Genomic DNA, 14,583 nt, shown 5'->3' with positions numbered 1-14,583 from the left:
CCTAGACCATCGCGAGGACCATGCCCGGATCGGCCAGCATGGCGCCGAGGTCCTGGAGGAACCGCGAGCCCTGCTCGCCGTCGACCAGACGGTGGTCGAAAGACAGGCTGAGCGTCATGACCTGGCGCAGCGCGACCTCGTCCTTGTACTCCCACGGCATCTTCCGGACCGCGCCGAGGGCCAGGATGGCTGCCTCGCCCGGATTCAGGATGGGCGTGCCGGCGTCAATGCCGAAGACGCCGATGTTCGTGATGGAGATCGTGCCGCCGGAGAGCGCCTCAGGGCTTGTCTTCCCGGCCCGGGCCGTGTCCGTCAGTTCCGTCAGGGCCAAGGAGAGATCCATGAGGGACATCCGGTCCGCGTCCTTGATGTTCGGAACCGTCAGCCCCCGCGGGGTCGCGGCCGCGATGCCCAGGTTCACGTAGTTGAACTGGACGATCTCCTGGTTGGCCTCGTCCCAGCGGGCGTTGAGGGTCGGGTGGTTGCGCAACGCAATCAGCACGGCCTTGGACACGAGCGTCAGCGGGGTGAGCTTGTACCCGGCGAACGCGCGACTGGCCTTGAGCCGTGCCAGCAGCTCCATCGTGGGCGTGACGTCGACGGTCAGGAACTCGGTGACGTGCGGCGCGGTGAAGGCACTGGCCACCATGGCGGCGGCCGTGAACTTCCGCACGCCCTTGATCGGCGTGCGGGTCTCGCGCTCGCCCGGGGCCCGGACAAGCCCTGCGGCCTGCGCCGTCGCACCGGCGGGCTCCTGGGCGGCCGCGGGCAGGTCCCCGCCGCCGACGAAGTTCAGCACATCGTCGCGGGTGATGAGCCCGCGCTCCCCGGTACCGGGCACGGCCTCAAGGTCGACGCCGAGATCCTTGGCCAGCTTGCGCACCGGAGGCGTGGACCGCGGGCGCTCCCCCGCCGCGGATGCCGCCGAGGTTTCGACCGGCTTGGATTCGGCCGGCGCAGAGACGGCCGGTTCAGCAGCACGTACTGGTGCCACCGGCTCTGCCGCGACGGCCGGAGGGGCCGCCGGGGCCGCGAAGGTGCGGGCGCGGCGGGCCGGACGGCCGGACGCTTCCAGGACCGCGCCATAGCCCACGAGGTTCGGCTCACGCTTGCCGCCTGCGGCCCCGTCCGCACCAGCACCGCCGCCGGAACCGGCGGCGCCGTCGTCGCCCTCGATCTCGAAGGAGACGATCGGCTTCCCGACCTCAACAACGGTGCCGGGCTGTTCGTGCAGGGCCGCGACGACGCCGGCAAACGGCGAGGGCAGCTCGACGACGGCCTTGGCCGTCTCTACCTCGGCGATGATCTGGTTGAGGGTGACGGTGTCCCCTACCGCGACCTTCCAGGCGACGATTTCCGATTCCGTCAGTCCCTCGCCGAGGTCCGGGAGCCTGAATTCCTTGATCATGGTGGCGCTCATCCTTCCAGCCCGCTGAGGGAGTTGGGGCGGCCGAGGGCACGGTCGACGCCGTCGAGAATCCTGTCAAGGCCCGGCAGGTGGTGCATTTCCAGCTTGGAGTAAGGGTAGGGAACATCGAAGCCGGTCACGCGGACGGGAGCGGCCTCGAGGTGGTAGAAGCAGCGCTCGGTGATGCTCGCGGCGACTTCGGCGCCGAGGCCGCCGGACTGGCTGGCCTCGTGCGTGATGACCAGACGGCCGGTCTTGCGGACCGAGGCCTCAAGTGTGGCGAAGTCCAGCGGTGCCAGCGAGCGCAGGTCGATGACCTCAACCGAGATGCCTTCGTCGGCGGCCGCCATGGCGGCGTCGCGGGCGGTCTTGACCAGCGGGCCATAGGCCACGAGGGTGACGTCCGTGCCCTCGGTGACAACACGGGCCTTTTCCATGGACAGGGCAGAGCTCAGGTCGACGCTCTCGTCCACCTCGCCCTTGTCGTGGTAGCGCCGCTTGGGCTCGAAGTACAGGACGGGATCGTCGGAGGCGATGGCTTGCTGGATCATGGTGTAGGCGTCCTGGGGGTTGGACACGCTGATCACGCGCAGCCCCGAGGTGTGGGTGAAGTAGGCCTCGGGCGATTCCGAGTGGTGCTCCGGCGAGCCGATGCCGCCGCCGAACGGGACGCGGATGGTGATGGGCATCTTGACCGCGCCCTGGGTGCGGTAGTGCATCTTGGCGACCTGGCTGACGATCTGGTCGAACGCCGGGTAGATGAAGCCGTCGAACTGGATCTCCACCACCGGACGGTACCCGCGGTATGCCAGGCCGACGGCGGTGCCCATGATGCCCGATTCGGCGAGCGGGGTGTCCACGACGCGGTGCTTGCCGAAGTCTTTCTGCAGCCCGTCGGTGACACGGAAGACACCGCCAAGGGCGCCGATGTCCTCGCCCATCAGGACCACCTTGGGATCGTTTTCGAGGGACTTGCGCAGGCCCGAATTGATGGCTCGGGCAAAGGTCATCTGCGTCATCAGCGTGCACCTTCTTCAGAAGCGGCTTCTGCGGGATCGCCGAAGGAAGCCAGGTAACGGGAGTAGTGCTCCTGCTGGCGGTCCAGCCAGGAGTTGGGCGTGCTGTACACGTGCTTGAAGATATCCAGCGGCTGCGGCTCGGGCATGTTGATGGTGCCGGCCCGGAGTTCCTTGGCCACTGCGTCAGCTTGCGCGGCGACGGCGGCCTCGAGGTCCGCGGTCAGCAGTCCCTTGCGCTCGAGCAGCGACTTCATCCGGCTGATCGGGTCCTTGGCGGCCCAGTCTTCGAGTTCGTTGGCATCCCGGTAGCGGGTGGGGTCGTCCGCCGTCGTGTGCGGGCCCATCCGGTAGGTCACGGCCTCGATGAAGGTGGGGCCGCCGCCGCGCCGGGCACGGTCCAGGGCAATGCGGGTGGCTGCCATGACGGCGAGGACATCGTTGCCGTCGACCCGCATGCTGGGGATGCCGAAGCCTGAGGCGCGGTCCGCGAGCTGGATGTGCGACTGCAGCCGGACGGGTTCGGAAATGGCCCAGTGGTTGTTCTGGCAGATGAAGACGACGGGCGCCTGGAAGCTCGCGGCGAAGACCATGGCTTCGTTGACGTCGCCTTCGCTCGTGGCGCCGTCGCCGAAGTAGGCCACGGCGACACAGTCGGCGCCGTCGTTCTGGATGCCCATGGCGTAGCCCGTGGCGTGCAGGCTCTGCGCGCCGATGATGATCTGCTGGGTGGCAACGTTGACGGTGAACGGGTCCCAGCCGGCGGAGGCGTTGCCACGCCAGGCACGGACGAGGTCCTCCGGCTTCACTCCCCGGCAGTAGGCGACACCGTTGTCGCGGTAGCTGGGGAAGACAAAGTCGTCCTCGCGGAGGGCGCGGGCCGAGCCGATCTGGGATGCTTCCTGGCCGAGCAGTGGCGGCCACAGTGCCAGTTCGCCCTGCCGCTGGAGGGCTGTGGCTTCAGCATCGATCCGGCGGATGACCACCATGTCCTCATAGAGCGCGCAGAGCTGCTCATCGCTGACGTCCTGGAGCCAGGGATCGAACTCGGGATGGCTGATGCGCTCGCCCGCCGGGGTGATGAGCTGGACGAGGTCGCCGCCCGTCCGCCTCATAGAATTTTCACTGTTTCCGGGGCCCCCGGCGGCAATGCCGCCCTTGCCCGCGTCGTCGGTAAACACTGTTGTCCGCACCTTCTGACGTCGTCTGACCGGAACTCGCAGGACTCGTGATCCCGCGGCGCGCCAGCCGCCCGGGCGCCGTTGCCCCGGATAATTGTGACCCTACTCACAATGCTCATCGGGTACAACCACCCGCAAAAATGTTGAGCATTATGCACTGTTTGACGTTCGCCAACCGTGCTAATCTTGCGCATTATGCAAACCTTGGATGGCACTGACACCCGCCTGCTTTCGGCCATGGCGCGGGACCCCCGGCGGACCGTGGTTGCCCTCGCCCAGAAGCTCGGACTCTCGCGCAATACGGTGCAGGCCAGGATGGCCCAGCTGGAGAAGAAGCACGTGTTCCTCTCCTTCGAGCGGCGGATCAACCCGGTGTCCCTGGGGTACCCGCTGATGGCTTTCATCTCCGTCCACGTCCAGCAGCAGAAGCTCGGACCCCTCGCCGTCGAGCTCGCCGGGATTCCGGAAATCCTGGAGGGCTACGGCCTGACGGGCTCGGCCGATCTGCTCCTGCGGGTGGTGGCGCTCGACGCCGAGGACCTGTTCCGGATCAACGGCAAGATACTGGCGTGCGACGGCGTGGACCGGACCGATACCGCACTGGCGATGGGCGAGCTGATCCCGTTCCGGATCCAGCCCCTGCTGGAGCGCGGATCCGCCGATAACTGATCCGCTTTTCATCTGTGCCGTGGGCGGCCGCGGCGCTAGGCTGTGTCCGTTGGGTCCCCCTGAGTCCTTGGGTCCGCGCACGCGGCCCAGTGCAACAGGCAGTGGCTTGTCTGGACTGCCGGAAAGGCTTGAACCGTGAGCAGTCCCGAGGAACCACACCGCCCGGTACCGCCGCAGCCCGGGCATGAGCCTGCAGCCGGCCACCCGGCGCCCGGCCAGCCGCCCGTTCCGTACTACGCCCCGCCGCCCGGGCCACCCGCCGACGCCGCGGTGCCCAACTACGCGGCACCCAGCTACCCGCCACCCGCGACCGGCGCGGCACCCAGCTACCCGCCACCCGCCGACGGCGCACCTCCGTACTACGGCGGTCCGGGGCAGCCGCCGCCCTACTACGGCGGCGCCGCCCTGCCGCCCCCGAAAAAGAGCCGCAAGGCCCTGTGGATTGTCCTCGGGATCGTCGGCGGTGTGCTCCTGCTGGTAAGTGCCGGCGCCGTCGTCCTGCTCAACGTGGTGGGCGGAGCCACCAACCAGGCACGGGGCATCGCTGACGATTTCACGAAGATGCTCATCGCCGGTGAGGTCAGCACCGCCTACGAGAAGTACCTGGATCCGGCCCTCATGCGGAAGATTTCGCCGGAGGAGTTCGCCGCGGGGGTGCAGAGCCTGGAGCTTGACGGCAGCTGTAAACCGAACTTTTCAAGCCTCAACGTCAGCTCCAACAACGGCTCCAACGCCGCCGACGTGGCCGGAACGATCGACTGCGACACGAAAAGTGTGGAGCTGGCCTACCGTTTCGAGGGCCACGACGAGCTGAAGATGGTGAACATTCGGCTGAGGCCTCAGCGCTGACCTCGAAAAACCCTGTCGAAGCGCCCATCCACAGAGAAGCTCCCGTGCTGCTGCACGGGAGCTTCTCTGCTGGTGCAGCCTTCCTAGTGGTTGGTAGCCTTTTCGGCGCCCACCCCGGTCAGGGAACGGACCTCCATTTCGGCCTGCTTTGTGGCGTCTTCCTTCCGCTTGTCCAGGACGGTGCCCAGCCAGCCCAGGAAGAACGCGAGCGGGATGGAGACGATGCCCGGGTTGCTCAGCGGGAAGATGGCGAAGTTGGCGCCGGGGATCATCGACGTCTTGGCCCCGGAGACCACCGGGGAGAGCGCAATCAGGATGATGGCCGCGGACAATCCGCCGTACATGCTCCACAGGGCTCCCTGGGTGGTGAACCGGCGCCAGAACAGCGAGTAGAGGATGGTCGGAAGGTTGGCGGAGGCAGCCACGGCGAAGGCGAGCGCGACGAGGAACGCGACATTTTGTCCGTTGGCGAAGATGCCGCCGGCGATGGCCAGCAGCCCGATCACCACCACGGTGCGGCGGGCAACCTTGACCTCGGTGGCGGCGTCGGCCTTCCCCTTGGCGATGACGCTGGCGTAGATGTCGTGGGCGAAGGATGCCGCCGCGGTGATCGTCAGGCCGGCGACGACGGCCAGGATGGTCGCGAAGGCCACCGCCGAGATGAAGCCCAGGAGCAGCGGACCGCCGAGGTGGAAGGCGAGCAGCGGCGCGGCCGAATTGACGCCGCCCGGGGCTGCCTTGATGGTGTCGGCACCCACCAGCGCAGCCGCGCCGTAGCCCAGGACCAGGGTGAACAGGTAGAAGATGCCGATGAGCCAGATGGACCACACCACCGACTTTCGGGCTTCCTTTGCGGTCGGAACCGTGTAGAAACGCATCAGCACGTGCGGCAGGGCTGCGGTGCCGAGCACCAGGGCCAGGCCGAGGGACAGGAAGTCGACCTTGGAGGTCTCCGTCTTGCCGTACTGCAGTCCCGGGTTGAGCAGGTTCGGGTTGCCCGAGGTTTCCACCGCGCCGCCCAGCAGGTCGGAGAGGTTGAAGCCGTAGATCGCGAGGACCCAGAAGGTCATGACGGCCGCTCCGGCGATCAGGAGCATGGCCTTGATGATCTGCACCCAGGTGGTGCCCTTCATGCCGCCGATCAGGACGTACATGATCATCAGGGCGCCGACGACGATGATCACCAGGGCTTGTCCGCCCCAGTCGCTGATGCCCAGGAGCAGCGAGATGAGGCTGCCGGCACCAGCCATCTGGGCCAGCAGGTAGAAGAAGCAGACGGCCAGCGTGGAGATGGCTGCCGCGATGCGCACGGGGCGCTGCTTGAGCCGGAAGGAGAGGACATCGGCCATGGTGAACTTGCCGGTGTTGCGGAGCAGTTCGGCGACAAGCAGCAAGGCGACGAGCCAGGCGACGAGGAAGCCGATGGAGTACATGAAGCCGTCGTAGCCGTTGATGGCGATGGCTCCGGTGATGCCGAGGAAGGACGCTGCGGAGAGGTAGTCGCCGGCGATGGCGGTGCCGTTCTGCGGGCCTGTGAAGGAACGTCCGGCGGCGTAGTAGTCGGCTGCCGTCTTGTTGTTGCGGCTGGCCCTGATCACGATGACCATGGTGATCGCGACGAAGAGGGCGAAGATGCCCATGTTCAGCAGGGTGGTGTCTTTGAGATCTGCAACGTTTACTGCGGGAACCATGAGTGTCATTTTGCTGTCCCCCCAACCGGGTTGCCGTGCTTGTCGAATTCGTGCCCCTCGATTTCCTGGCGGATCGCGGAGGCAATGGGGTCCAGCTTGCGGTTCGAGTAGCTGACGTACCAGCCGGTGATCGCGAACGTGGAGACGAACTGCAGCAGGCCCAGGATCAGGCCGACGTTGATGTTGCCCCAAAGCTTGATCGACATGAATCCGACCGCGTAGTCGGCCAGCAGGACATAGGCGAAGTACCAGAGCAGAAAGGCAATGGAGAGCGGGAAGACAAAGCTGCGGTGACGGGTGCGCAGTTCCTGGAACTGCTCCGTCGACTGGACTTCCTTGAAGTCCACGGCCGCCGCAGCGTCCGTTTCTTGGGCGTCGTGACCCATCGGTTCCTCCTCATTGAGACTGGTGAGTCCACACCGGTTGCCGTGGTCTGCGCGGGAAGCACCCTGCAACCCATCCTGCCGATGTGACTGCAATCACTGTGCACCGTGACGTGGGCTACCTACCACAGCCGGGGCAGCCTGCGTCGCTCAGCGGTCCCGGCGCTGCGCCAAACGGCGCCCGATACACCTGTTTCGCGGCCATCGGTGTCCGGGCACGTGCCAGAGCCGTCAGCCCCGGCACCGGCGGTAGGCTGGGCATCATGCCGGACTCTCCCCTGTTCACCGCCGCCGCCGTCGCGGTGATCGCCATGGCGATCACGGTGGTCGTCGCCGTCGGGCTCCAGGTCCTCCGCTCCTTCCGCGACCTCGGCACCGATGCCGAGCGCGCCACTTACACGACGCTCCACGCCGCGTCCCGGGCCGGCCAGTACCTGCGGACCGGCCTGAACCCTGCCGGTGCGGCCAAGGCCAGCCGGCAACTGCGCAGCATCCTGGGCTGCGATGCCCTCGCCATCACCGACACAACCGGCGTGCTCGCGTGGGACGGCGCCGCCGAGGAGCTCAAGCCTGCCCTGATGGGGCTCGCGTCAAAAGTGTTCGACGGCGGCCACCTCGCCGTCATTCCGGCGGGCGAACTCCAGCTCCTGGCCGCTGGCGTCGGCGGCATGACGCTGGCGCCGGAGGTGGAGCGCGCCGTCGTGATCGCCCCGATCAAAACCGGCACGCGTGTGGTGGGTGTGGTGGCCGCCTTCGCGCCGGCCGCCGGGGCGGGACTGGTCCGCGCCACCGGGGAGGTGGCTGACTGGGTGGCCACGCAGGTGGAACTGGCCGAGCTCGACGCCTCCCGCACGCTCCTGATGGAAGCCGAGGTCCGCGCCCTCCGCGCCCAGATCAGTCCGCACTTCATCTACAACTCGCTCAACGCGATCGCATCCTTCATCAACACGGATCCGGTCCGGGCGCGCGAGCTCGTGGTGGAGTTCGCCGATTTCACCCGCTACTCCTTCCGCCGCCACGGCGACTTCACCACCCTGGCCGAGGAACTGCGCTGCATCGACCGCTACCTGCTCCTGGAGCGGGCCCGGTTCGGGGACCGCGTCCAGGTCAGCCTGCGGATCGCTCCCGAGGTGCTCAGCACCGTGATCCCCTTCCTGAGCCTGCAGCCGCTCGTGGAAAACGCGGTCCGGCACGGGCTGGAGGCCAAGGAGGGCCCGGGCCACATCTCCATCACTGCGAATGACTCCGGTGCCTTCGCGGAAGTGACGATCGAGGACGACGGCGTGGGCATGGACCCCGACCAGCTGCGCGCTGTCCTTGCCGGGCACAGCGACGGCGACCACGTCGGGCTGCGCAACGTCGACGCCCGCCTGCGCCAGGTGTACGGCGACGACAACGGCCTCGTGATCGAGACCGCGCCCGGCGAAGGCACCCTGATCACGATGCGCGTCCCCAAGTCCCAGCCCCGGCACGATGCCTGATTCCGGTGGGGCAAGAATGCCTGCGGCAGTACGCTAGAGCCATGATTAACGTCCTCGTCGCCGACGACGAGCTCCCCGCCGTTGAGGAACTGGCCTTCCTGCTCGGCCGGGATGACCGGATCGGCGCCATCCACCGGGCTTCCTCGGGCGCCGAGGCCCTGCGTGCCCTCGAGGCCGAAGACGTCGACGCCGTTTTCCTCGACATCCACATGCCGGCGCTGTCCGGGCTGGACATTGCGCGGGCCATCTCCCGCAGCGCCCGCCCGCCCGCCGTCGTTTTCGTCACTGCCGACGAGGACTGCGCGCTGGAGGCCTTCGAGCTCGCGGCCGTGGACTACCTCCTCAAGCCCGTGCGGGCCGAAAGGCTGGCAAAGTCGATCGGACGCATCAGCGAACTGCTCAAGGATGGTGCCCCTGCACCCGAAATGATCACCGTGGACCTGGGCGGGACCACCAAAATGATCCGTCGCGAGGACGTGACCTACGTCCAGGCGCAGGGTGATTACGCCCGGCTGCACACCGCCGATGCCAGCTACCTCATCAGGGTTCCGCTGGCGGACCTCGAACAGCAGTGGGCCGACGCCGGATTCGTCCGCATCCACCGCTCCTACCTGATCGCGCTGAGCCACGTCAGCCACTTGAAGCTCGCCGCAGCGCGGCCCAGCGTCACCGTGGCTGGAGCTGAACTGCCTATCAGCCGCCGGCACCTGCCTGCTGTCCGGGAAAAGCTCGGCGCAACCCGTATCCGGCCGCAGGCATGACAAGGGTCCGGGTCACGGCGCCGCGCAGCGTCACACCAAACAGCGCCACACCAAACGGCACCGCACCAAACAGCACCGCAGCAAACAGCGCCGCCCTGAACGGCGGGCGCTCCGCGGCAGCCTCCCGCGAAGCGGAGGAGGAGACCGACGCCGGGCAGTTGTTCGTCCGTTCGCTCATCCGGTCCCAGCTCCGGCTGGGCCTCGTGGTGGCCCTGGGATTCCTGCTGATCATGCTCGCCTTCCCGCTGATGCTGGGGCTGGTCCCCGGCCTGGCGGACTCCACGATTGCCGGCCTTCCCTTCGACTGGGTCCTGCTGGGGGCCGGGATCTATCCCGTGATCGGCCTCAGTGCCTGGCTGTACGTGCGGACCGCGGCCAGGAACGAGGCCCGCTACCGGGACCTCGCCGGCGACAAATGACCGAACAGGTGAGGACCCACGTGAACGGCCCAGCGGGCGGCCACGTACGGGGCCCGGTGGGCGGCCACCCACGCGGCCGGGTGAACGGCCGGTGAACCCCGTCGTCGGCGTCGCGGCGTTCGCCGCCGTCTCCCTCGCCACGGCTGTGATTGGTTTCTACGGGTTACGGATCTCGCGCACCACCGGGGACTTCTACGTGGCATCCCGGACGGTCAAGCCGTGGTGGAACGCCTCAGCAATCGGCGGGGAGTACCTCTCGGCTGCGAGCTTCCTGGGGGTCGCCGGGCTCATCCTGCTCTCCGGTACCGACGCCCTGTGGTATCCGGTGGGGTACACGGCCGGATACCTGATGCTGCTCTTGTTCGTCGCCGCTCCCCTGCGCCGCTCGGGCGCCTACACGATCCCTGACTTCACCGAGGCGCGCCTCGATTCGCGTGCCGTCCGCCGCGTCACAAGCCTGGTGGTGGTCCTGGTCGGCTGGCTCTACATCGTCCCGCAACTCCACGGCGCCGCCCTGGCCATCCGGATCACCACCGGGCTGCCGGCGTGGGTAGGCCCGGTGGCGGTGGTCGCCGTCGTCTGCATCACCGTGGTGGCGGGCGGGATGCGCTCCATCACGTTTGTCCAGGCGTTCCAGTACTGGCTGAAACTGACGGCGGTGGCGGTGCCCATCGTGTTCATGCTGCTGGTGCTGGGCGGCAACAGCTCCCCGGCGGAGGCAGCCCCCGCGGTGAATCCGACGGCGCTGGCACCCTCGGGCCCCTATCAGGTCATTTCGCTGCTCGTGGCCCTGCTCTTCGGAACCCTCGGCCTGCCGCACGTGCTGGTCCGGTTCTACACAAATCCGGACGGACAGTCGGCCCGCCGCACCACCCTGATTGTCCTGGGCCTGCTCTCGGTCTTCTATCTGTTCCCCACGGCCTACGGCATGATCGGCCGGGCCTACGCCCCCGACCTCGCCCAAAGCGGGCCGGCCGATGCCCTGGTGCTGCTGCTGCCTGGCCGCCTGGTGGGCGGGGCGGCCGGCGACCTGCTCTCTGCGCTGGTGGTGGCGGGGGCGTTTGGGGCGTTCCTGTCGACGACGTCGGGCCTGGTGGTCTCTCTGGCCGGCGTTATCAGCCAGGACGTGTTCGGCGGCAGCGTGCGGGGCTTCCGGCTGGCAGCGCTGATCTCGGCGCTGGTGCCTCTGGGAATCGCGTCGATGACCGAGTCGCTGGCACTGGCCGGCAGCGTGGGGCTCGTGTTTGCCTTTACCGCGTCCACGATCTGCCCTGTCCTGCTGCTGGGCATTTGGTGGCGGGGACTGACGGACGCCGGGGCTATCGCGGGCATGGCGACCGGCGGCGTGCTCTGCGGCAGCGCGATGGTGGCCGGCTCGGTGCTGGGTGCTGCGCAGACGCCGTCGTGGCTGGCGCAACCGGCCGCATGGACGGTGCCGGCCGCGTTCGCCGTCACGATCCTGGTGTCGCGGGCCACGCGGGGCCGGGTGCCGCGGACAATGACACGGCTGATGACCCGGCTGCACACCCCGGAACGGCCGCTCGCGACGGAACGGTGACCCTGGCGGGGCTCCGGGCGGGGCGTGACTAGTCGATGGCCGCCATGAGCTCGACGGCGCGCTCCAGGAATGCGTCGACCTGGCTTTCCTCGTAGCCCTCCCGGCCCACGGCGGGACGGAACACGGCGCGCCGGACGTTGTCCACGCTCAGCGGCTGGTCCTCCTCGAGGTAGCCGATCAGCTCGTGGCAGAGGTCGTCGACGTCGGTGGTGTTGTAGCTGCGGGCCTTGGGCTTGGACGGGCGCCGGAAGCGCTGGCCGTCCGGGCGGTGCAGGCGCCCGCGCAGGACGCCCGCGAGCCGGCCGATTTCGCGCAGCCAGGCATCCTCGCCGCGTTCGGCAACGAGCTCATCGCGCTCGCGCCTGGCGAGGGCGTCTTCGAGCCGGTCCAGCGCGGCGTCCACGCCGGCGGCGGCGTAGCCGCCCTTCACGGGATCGAAGGACACGGCGCGGACGTCCGAGCTCTTGATGGCGCGGGAGGCCGAGGACGGAGCTTCGAATGACACCCGTGCGCGCTGCAGGAAATCGTCGACCTGCCTGGCGTTGTAGCCATACTGGTTCCGCTGCACGCGGTCAAAAGACGCAGGAATCTGCCGTTGAATGTCCACTGTTACTTTGTTCCTTTGATGCCGTTCGGCTGGTTTGCTCGGCACCATTCTAGGCGCCGGAAGTGCTGGTCCGGTGCTTCTAGGCGGCGGTGAGGGCCGAGAACAGGATGAACGCCACCGGCGAGGCGAAGACAATCGAGTCCAGCCGGTCCATGACGCCTCCGTGTCCGGGGAGGATGCTGCTCATGTCCTTGATGCCGAGCTCGCGCTTGACCATGGATTCGGCGAGGTCGCCGGCGGTGGCGGCTGCCACCATGCCCACGGCGAGCACGACGCCGAACCACCACGGTTCGCCCAGCACGAAGATCATGGCGAGCACGCCCACGACGACGGCCCCGGCGATCGAGCCGGCGAAGCCTTCCCAGGTCTTCTTGGGGCTGATCTTGGGGGCCATCGGATGCTTACCCAGGGAGGCGCCCACGAGGTAACCGAAGGTGTCGTTGGCCACCACCAAAAGCAGCAGGGTCGCGATTTCCCACGCACCCGCCGGAATCACCCCGTCAGGCCACAGGCCTACCGGCGTCTCGCCGTCGGCGGTGTGCAGCAGCAGCGCCGCAAAGCTGATCAGGAACGGCACCCAGGACAGGGTGAAGACCCCTGCGAAAATGCTCCGCGCCGAACCGGCGGCGCCCTCCAGGGTCCGCCACAACAGCACCGCCACGCTGCTGACGAGCATGGCGAAGAGCAGGCTTTCGAGGCCGCCGAAGTAGGCGGCGATCGGCATGGCGACCGTGCCGACCATCACCGGCACGATCGGCAGGCGGGTGCCTGCGGCCTCCAGCGCACGGAAGATCTCCCAGACGCCGAAGATCGCAAAGGTGGCGGTCACCAGGACGAAGCCCAGCGGGAGGAACAGCAGGCCGCCGAGGACGCATACCAGCATGCCTACGCCCACCACCGTGGCGGCGGGCAGGTTCCGGCCCGCTTTGGGCGTTGGGTTCTCGCGCTGCTTCCCCCGCCTCCGGGCGCGCGGCCCGGAGGCCTCCTGTGCCTGATTCATCAGACCTCGAGCAGCTCAGCTTCCTTGCGCTTGAGCAGCTCGTCGATCCCGTCCACGTGTGCCTTGGTCATGGCGTCGAGTTCCTTCTCACCGCGCGCGCCTTCGTCTTCGCCGGCGTCGCCGTCCTTGACGAGCTTGTCCAGCGTTTCCTTCGCTTTACGGCGGATGTTGCGGATGGACACCTTCGCGTCCTCACCCTTGGACTTGACGATCTTGACGTATTCCTTACGCCGTTCGGACGTCAGCTCGGGAATGGTGATCCGGATGACGTTGCCGTCGTTGGACGGGTTGGCGCCGACCTCGGAGTCGCTGAGGGCACGTTCGATGTCGCGCAGGGCCGTCTTGTCGTACGGGGTGACGAGGATGGTGCGGGCATCCGGGACCGCAAAGGAGGCCAGCTGCTGCAGCGGCGTCGGCGTGCCGTAGTACTCGACGATGACCTTGTTGTACAGGCCAGGCGTCGCGCGGCCGGTCCGGATCGAGGCGAAGTCTTCCTTGGCTACCTCAACTGCCTTGTCCATCTTGTCCCCGGCTTCGAGCAAGGTTTCTTCGATCACGGTCTCTCCTCAGAAATTGGTGCGTCCCGGGGGCCGGGGCGCGGCACGTCTTCTTTGTGCGCCTGCCGTATTCCGCCGGGCGCTTTTGTCTTCCGCCTGGCGGCGGAAAGGTCCTGAAAACATCCTAGCCGTTGCTAGGGGGTGACGACGGTGCCCAGGTCTTCGCCCCGGATGGCGCGGGTGACGTTGCCCTCGCCTTCCATGCCGAAGACCACCATTGTGAGGTTGTTGTCCTTGCACATGGTCATCGCGGTCTGGTCCATCACGCGGATGTCGCGGCGGAGGGCGTCGTCGTAGCTGAGGCGGTGCAGTTTCTCCGCCGTCGGGTCCTTCTTCGGGTCGGCGGTGTAGACGCCGTCGACGCCGCTCTTGGCCATCAGGACGACGTCGGCGTGGACCTCCATGGCGCGCTGGGCGGCCACCGTGTCCGTGGAGAAGTACGGCAGGCCGGCGCCGGCGCCGAAGATGACAACCCGGCCCTTTTCCATGTGGCGGATGGCGCGGCGGGGGATGTAGGCCTCGGCGACCTGGCCCATGGTGATGGCGCTCTGCACGCGCGTTTCCACCCCGGCCTGCTCAAGGAAGTCCTGGAGCGCGAGGCAGTTCATGACGGTTCCGAGCATGCCCATATAGTCGGCGCGGGAGCGGTCCATGCCGCTCTGGGACAGTTCGGCGCCGCGGAAGAAGTTGCCTCCGCCGACGACGATTGCGACCTCCACATCGGGAACTGCGGCGGCGATCTGCTTGGCCACGCCGCGGACGGTATCCGGGTCGACGCCCAGTTTCCCACCGCCGAAGACCTCGCCGGAGAGCTTCAAGAGGACGCGGCGCCTGTTCTTCTTTGGCTGGGCTGAAGTGGTGACGGTTTCCATGGTGCCTTCCCGTTGGTGAACTCTGAGTTAGGTTATCGTGCTGGGCGCCCAAGGAGGCATTCCGGCCGTGACCGGAAACGGTGCCTCACGGGTGCATGCAAAAGGGGTGGCCACCGTGGTGACCACCCCCT

15 protein-coding genes are annotated in these 14,583 nt (G+C 67.6%); 6 read left to right on the top strand and 9 right to left on the bottom strand.

Translation table 11 applies throughout. From position 1 onward, the window contains the following. Position 1: 1 nt before the first annotated feature. The 3 genes from AC1DDH_RS14795 to pdhA are packed head-to-tail and all read right to left on the bottom strand — an operon-like array spanning position 2 to position 3,605. A complete protein-coding gene (locus AC1DDH_RS14795) occupies positions 2 to 1,420 on the bottom strand; it encodes a dihydrolipoamide acetyltransferase family protein (RefSeq protein WP_476887214.1) in 1,419 nt (472 codons plus the stop codon). Beyond that, a complete protein-coding gene (locus AC1DDH_RS14790) occupies positions 1,417 to 2,427 on the bottom strand; it encodes an alpha-ketoacid dehydrogenase subunit beta (protein WP_476849401.1) in 1,011 nt (336 codons plus the stop codon). The genes AC1DDH_RS14795 and AC1DDH_RS14790 overlap by 4 nt, the downstream gene beginning before the upstream one ends. Next, the gene (pdhA, locus tag AC1DDH_RS14785) at positions 2,427 to 3,605 is read right to left on the bottom strand and encodes a pyruvate dehydrogenase (acetyl-transferring) E1 component subunit alpha (RefSeq protein ID WP_374706662.1); all 1,179 of its coding nucleotides are present in this window, start codon (positions 3,603 to 3,605) and stop codon (positions 2,427 to 2,429) included. The genes AC1DDH_RS14790 and pdhA overlap by 1 nt, the downstream gene beginning before the upstream one ends. 195 nt (positions 3,606 to 3,800) lie before the next feature. Here pdhA and AC1DDH_RS14780 point away from each other — a divergent pair, with 195 nt between their 5' ends. Both AC1DDH_RS14780 and AC1DDH_RS14775 read left to right on the top strand, forming a co-directional pair. Next, complete coding sequence (locus tag AC1DDH_RS14780) at positions 3,801 to 4,274, top strand: Lrp/AsnC family transcriptional regulator (RefSeq protein WP_026266622.1); 474 nt, start codon at positions 3,801 to 3,803, stop codon at positions 4,272 to 4,274. A 135-nt stretch (positions 4,275 to 4,409) separates the two neighbouring features. Continuing rightward, positions 4,410 to 5,123, top strand: a complete 714-nt coding sequence (locus AC1DDH_RS14775; RefSeq protein WP_476856472.1) for a hypothetical protein — start codon at positions 4,410 to 4,412, stop codon at positions 5,121 to 5,123. A gap of 83 nt (positions 5,124 to 5,206) precedes the next feature. On the opposite strand, the gene AC1DDH_RS14770 is transcribed toward AC1DDH_RS14775, so the two are convergent. Both AC1DDH_RS14770 and AC1DDH_RS14765 read right to left on the bottom strand, forming a co-directional pair. Further along, positions 5,207 to 6,823, bottom strand: coding sequence for a solute symporter family protein (locus AC1DDH_RS14770; protein WP_026266623.1), 1,617 nt, complete (start codon positions 6,821 to 6,823; stop codon positions 5,207 to 5,209). Then, positions 6,820 to 7,200: a DUF485 domain-containing protein gene (locus AC1DDH_RS14765; protein WP_476856474.1), complete on the bottom strand. Its 381-nt coding sequence runs from the start codon at positions 7,198 to 7,200 to the stop codon at positions 6,820 to 6,822. The genes AC1DDH_RS14770 and AC1DDH_RS14765 overlap by 4 nt, the downstream gene beginning before the upstream one ends. A gap of 260 nt (positions 7,201 to 7,460) precedes the next feature. Here AC1DDH_RS14765 and AC1DDH_RS14760 point away from each other — a divergent pair, with 260 nt between their 5' ends. The 4 genes from AC1DDH_RS14760 to AC1DDH_RS14745 all read left to right on the top strand — a co-directional run bounded on the left by AC1DDH_RS14760 (position 7,461) and on the right by AC1DDH_RS14745 (position 11,416). Further along, positions 7,461 to 8,678 (top strand): sensor histidine kinase, encoded by a 1,218-nt coding sequence (locus AC1DDH_RS14760; RefSeq protein ID WP_476856475.1) that lies wholly within the window; start codon positions 7,461 to 7,463, stop codon positions 8,676 to 8,678. Positions 8,679 to 8,719: 41 nt separating this feature from the next. After that, positions 8,720 to 9,439, top strand: a complete 720-nt coding sequence (locus AC1DDH_RS14755; protein ID WP_476856476.1) for a LytR/AlgR family response regulator transcription factor — start codon at positions 8,720 to 8,722, stop codon at positions 9,437 to 9,439. Further along, entirely contained in the window at positions 9,436 to 9,858 is a 423-nt protein-coding gene (locus AC1DDH_RS14750) for a DUF485 domain-containing protein (RefSeq protein WP_230012025.1), read from the top strand. Before AC1DDH_RS14755 ends, AC1DDH_RS14750 begins: the two co-directional genes overlap by 4 nt. A 91-nt stretch (positions 9,859 to 9,949) precedes the next feature. Further along, positions 9,950 to 11,416, top strand: a complete 1,467-nt coding sequence (locus tag AC1DDH_RS14745; RefSeq protein WP_476887213.1) for a sodium/solute symporter — start codon at positions 9,950 to 9,952, stop codon at positions 11,414 to 11,416. Between the two features lie 28 nt (positions 11,417 to 11,444). Here AC1DDH_RS14745 and AC1DDH_RS14740 read toward each other — a convergent pair whose 3' ends face one another. The 4 genes from AC1DDH_RS14740 to pyrH form a co-directional block, all read right to left on the bottom strand. After that, the gene (locus AC1DDH_RS14740) at positions 11,445 to 12,071 is read right to left on the bottom strand and encodes a DivIVA domain-containing protein (RefSeq protein WP_051082302.1); all 627 of its coding nucleotides are present in this window, start codon (positions 12,069 to 12,071) and stop codon (positions 11,445 to 11,447) included. 31 nt (positions 12,072 to 12,102) lie between these two features. Then, positions 12,103 to 13,023 carry a phosphatidate cytidylyltransferase gene (locus tag AC1DDH_RS14735; protein WP_079551459.1) on the bottom strand — a complete coding sequence of 307 codons (921 nt, stop codon included), beginning with the start codon at positions 13,021 to 13,023 and terminating at the stop codon, positions 12,103 to 12,105. Beyond that, entirely contained in the window at positions 13,023 to 13,580 is a 558-nt protein-coding gene (gene frr / locus AC1DDH_RS14730) for a ribosome recycling factor (RefSeq protein ID WP_018774548.1), read from the bottom strand. The genes AC1DDH_RS14735 and frr overlap by 1 nt, the downstream gene beginning before the upstream one ends. A gap of 134 nt (positions 13,581 to 13,714) precedes the next feature. Then, a complete protein-coding gene (pyrH, locus tag AC1DDH_RS14725) occupies positions 13,715 to 14,452 on the bottom strand; it encodes a UMP kinase (RefSeq protein ID WP_018774549.1) in 738 nt (245 codons plus the stop codon). Positions 14,453 to 14,583 lie beyond the last annotated feature (131 nt).

It is taken from the genome of Arthrobacter sp. 10T425 (genome assembly GCF_056393985.1).
The sequence above is the reverse complement of the archived record's forward strand: the minus strand, read 5'-3'. Positions and strand labels throughout refer to the sequence as shown.

Bases quoted from the DNA above. Each gene is read 5' to 3' on its own strand.
- AC1DDH_RS14795 (WP_476887214.1), bottom strand. From the start codon at position 1,420: ATGAGCGCCACCATGATCAAGGAATTCAGGCTCCCGGACCTCGGCGAG.
- AC1DDH_RS14790 (WP_476849401.1), bottom strand. From the start codon at position 2,427: ATGACGCAGATGACCTTTGCCCGAGCCATCAATTCGGGCCTGCGCAAG.
- AC1DDH_RS14780 (WP_026266622.1), top strand. From the start codon at position 3,801: ATGCAAACCTTGGATGGCACTGACACCCGCCTGCTTTCGGCCATGGCG.
- AC1DDH_RS14770 (WP_026266623.1), bottom strand. From the start codon at position 6,823: ATGACACTCATGGTTCCCGCAGTAAACGTTGCAGATCTCAAAGACACC.
- AC1DDH_RS14765 (WP_476856474.1), bottom strand. From the start codon at position 7,200: ATGGGTCACGACGCCCAAGAAACGGACGCTGCGGCGGCCGTGGACTTC.
- AC1DDH_RS14760 (WP_476856475.1), top strand. From the start codon at position 7,461: ATGCCGGACTCTCCCCTGTTCACCGCCGCCGCCGTCGCGGTGATCGCC.
- AC1DDH_RS14755 (WP_476856476.1), top strand. From the start codon at position 8,720: ATGATTAACGTCCTCGTCGCCGACGACGAGCTCCCCGCCGTTGAGGAA.
- AC1DDH_RS14750 (WP_230012025.1), top strand. From the start codon at position 9,436: ATGACAAGGGTCCGGGTCACGGCGCCGCGCAGCGTCACACCAAACAGC.
- AC1DDH_RS14740 (WP_051082302.1), bottom strand. From the start codon at position 12,071: ATGGTGCCGAGCAAACCAGCCGAACGGCATCAAAGGAACAAAGTAACA.
- AC1DDH_RS14735 (WP_079551459.1), bottom strand. From the start codon at position 13,023: ATGAATCAGGCACAGGAGGCCTCCGGGCCGCGCGCCCGGAGGCGGGGG.
- pyrH (WP_018774549.1), bottom strand. From the start codon at position 14,452: ATGGAAACCGTCACCACTTCAGCCCAGCCAAAGAAGAACAGGCGCCGC.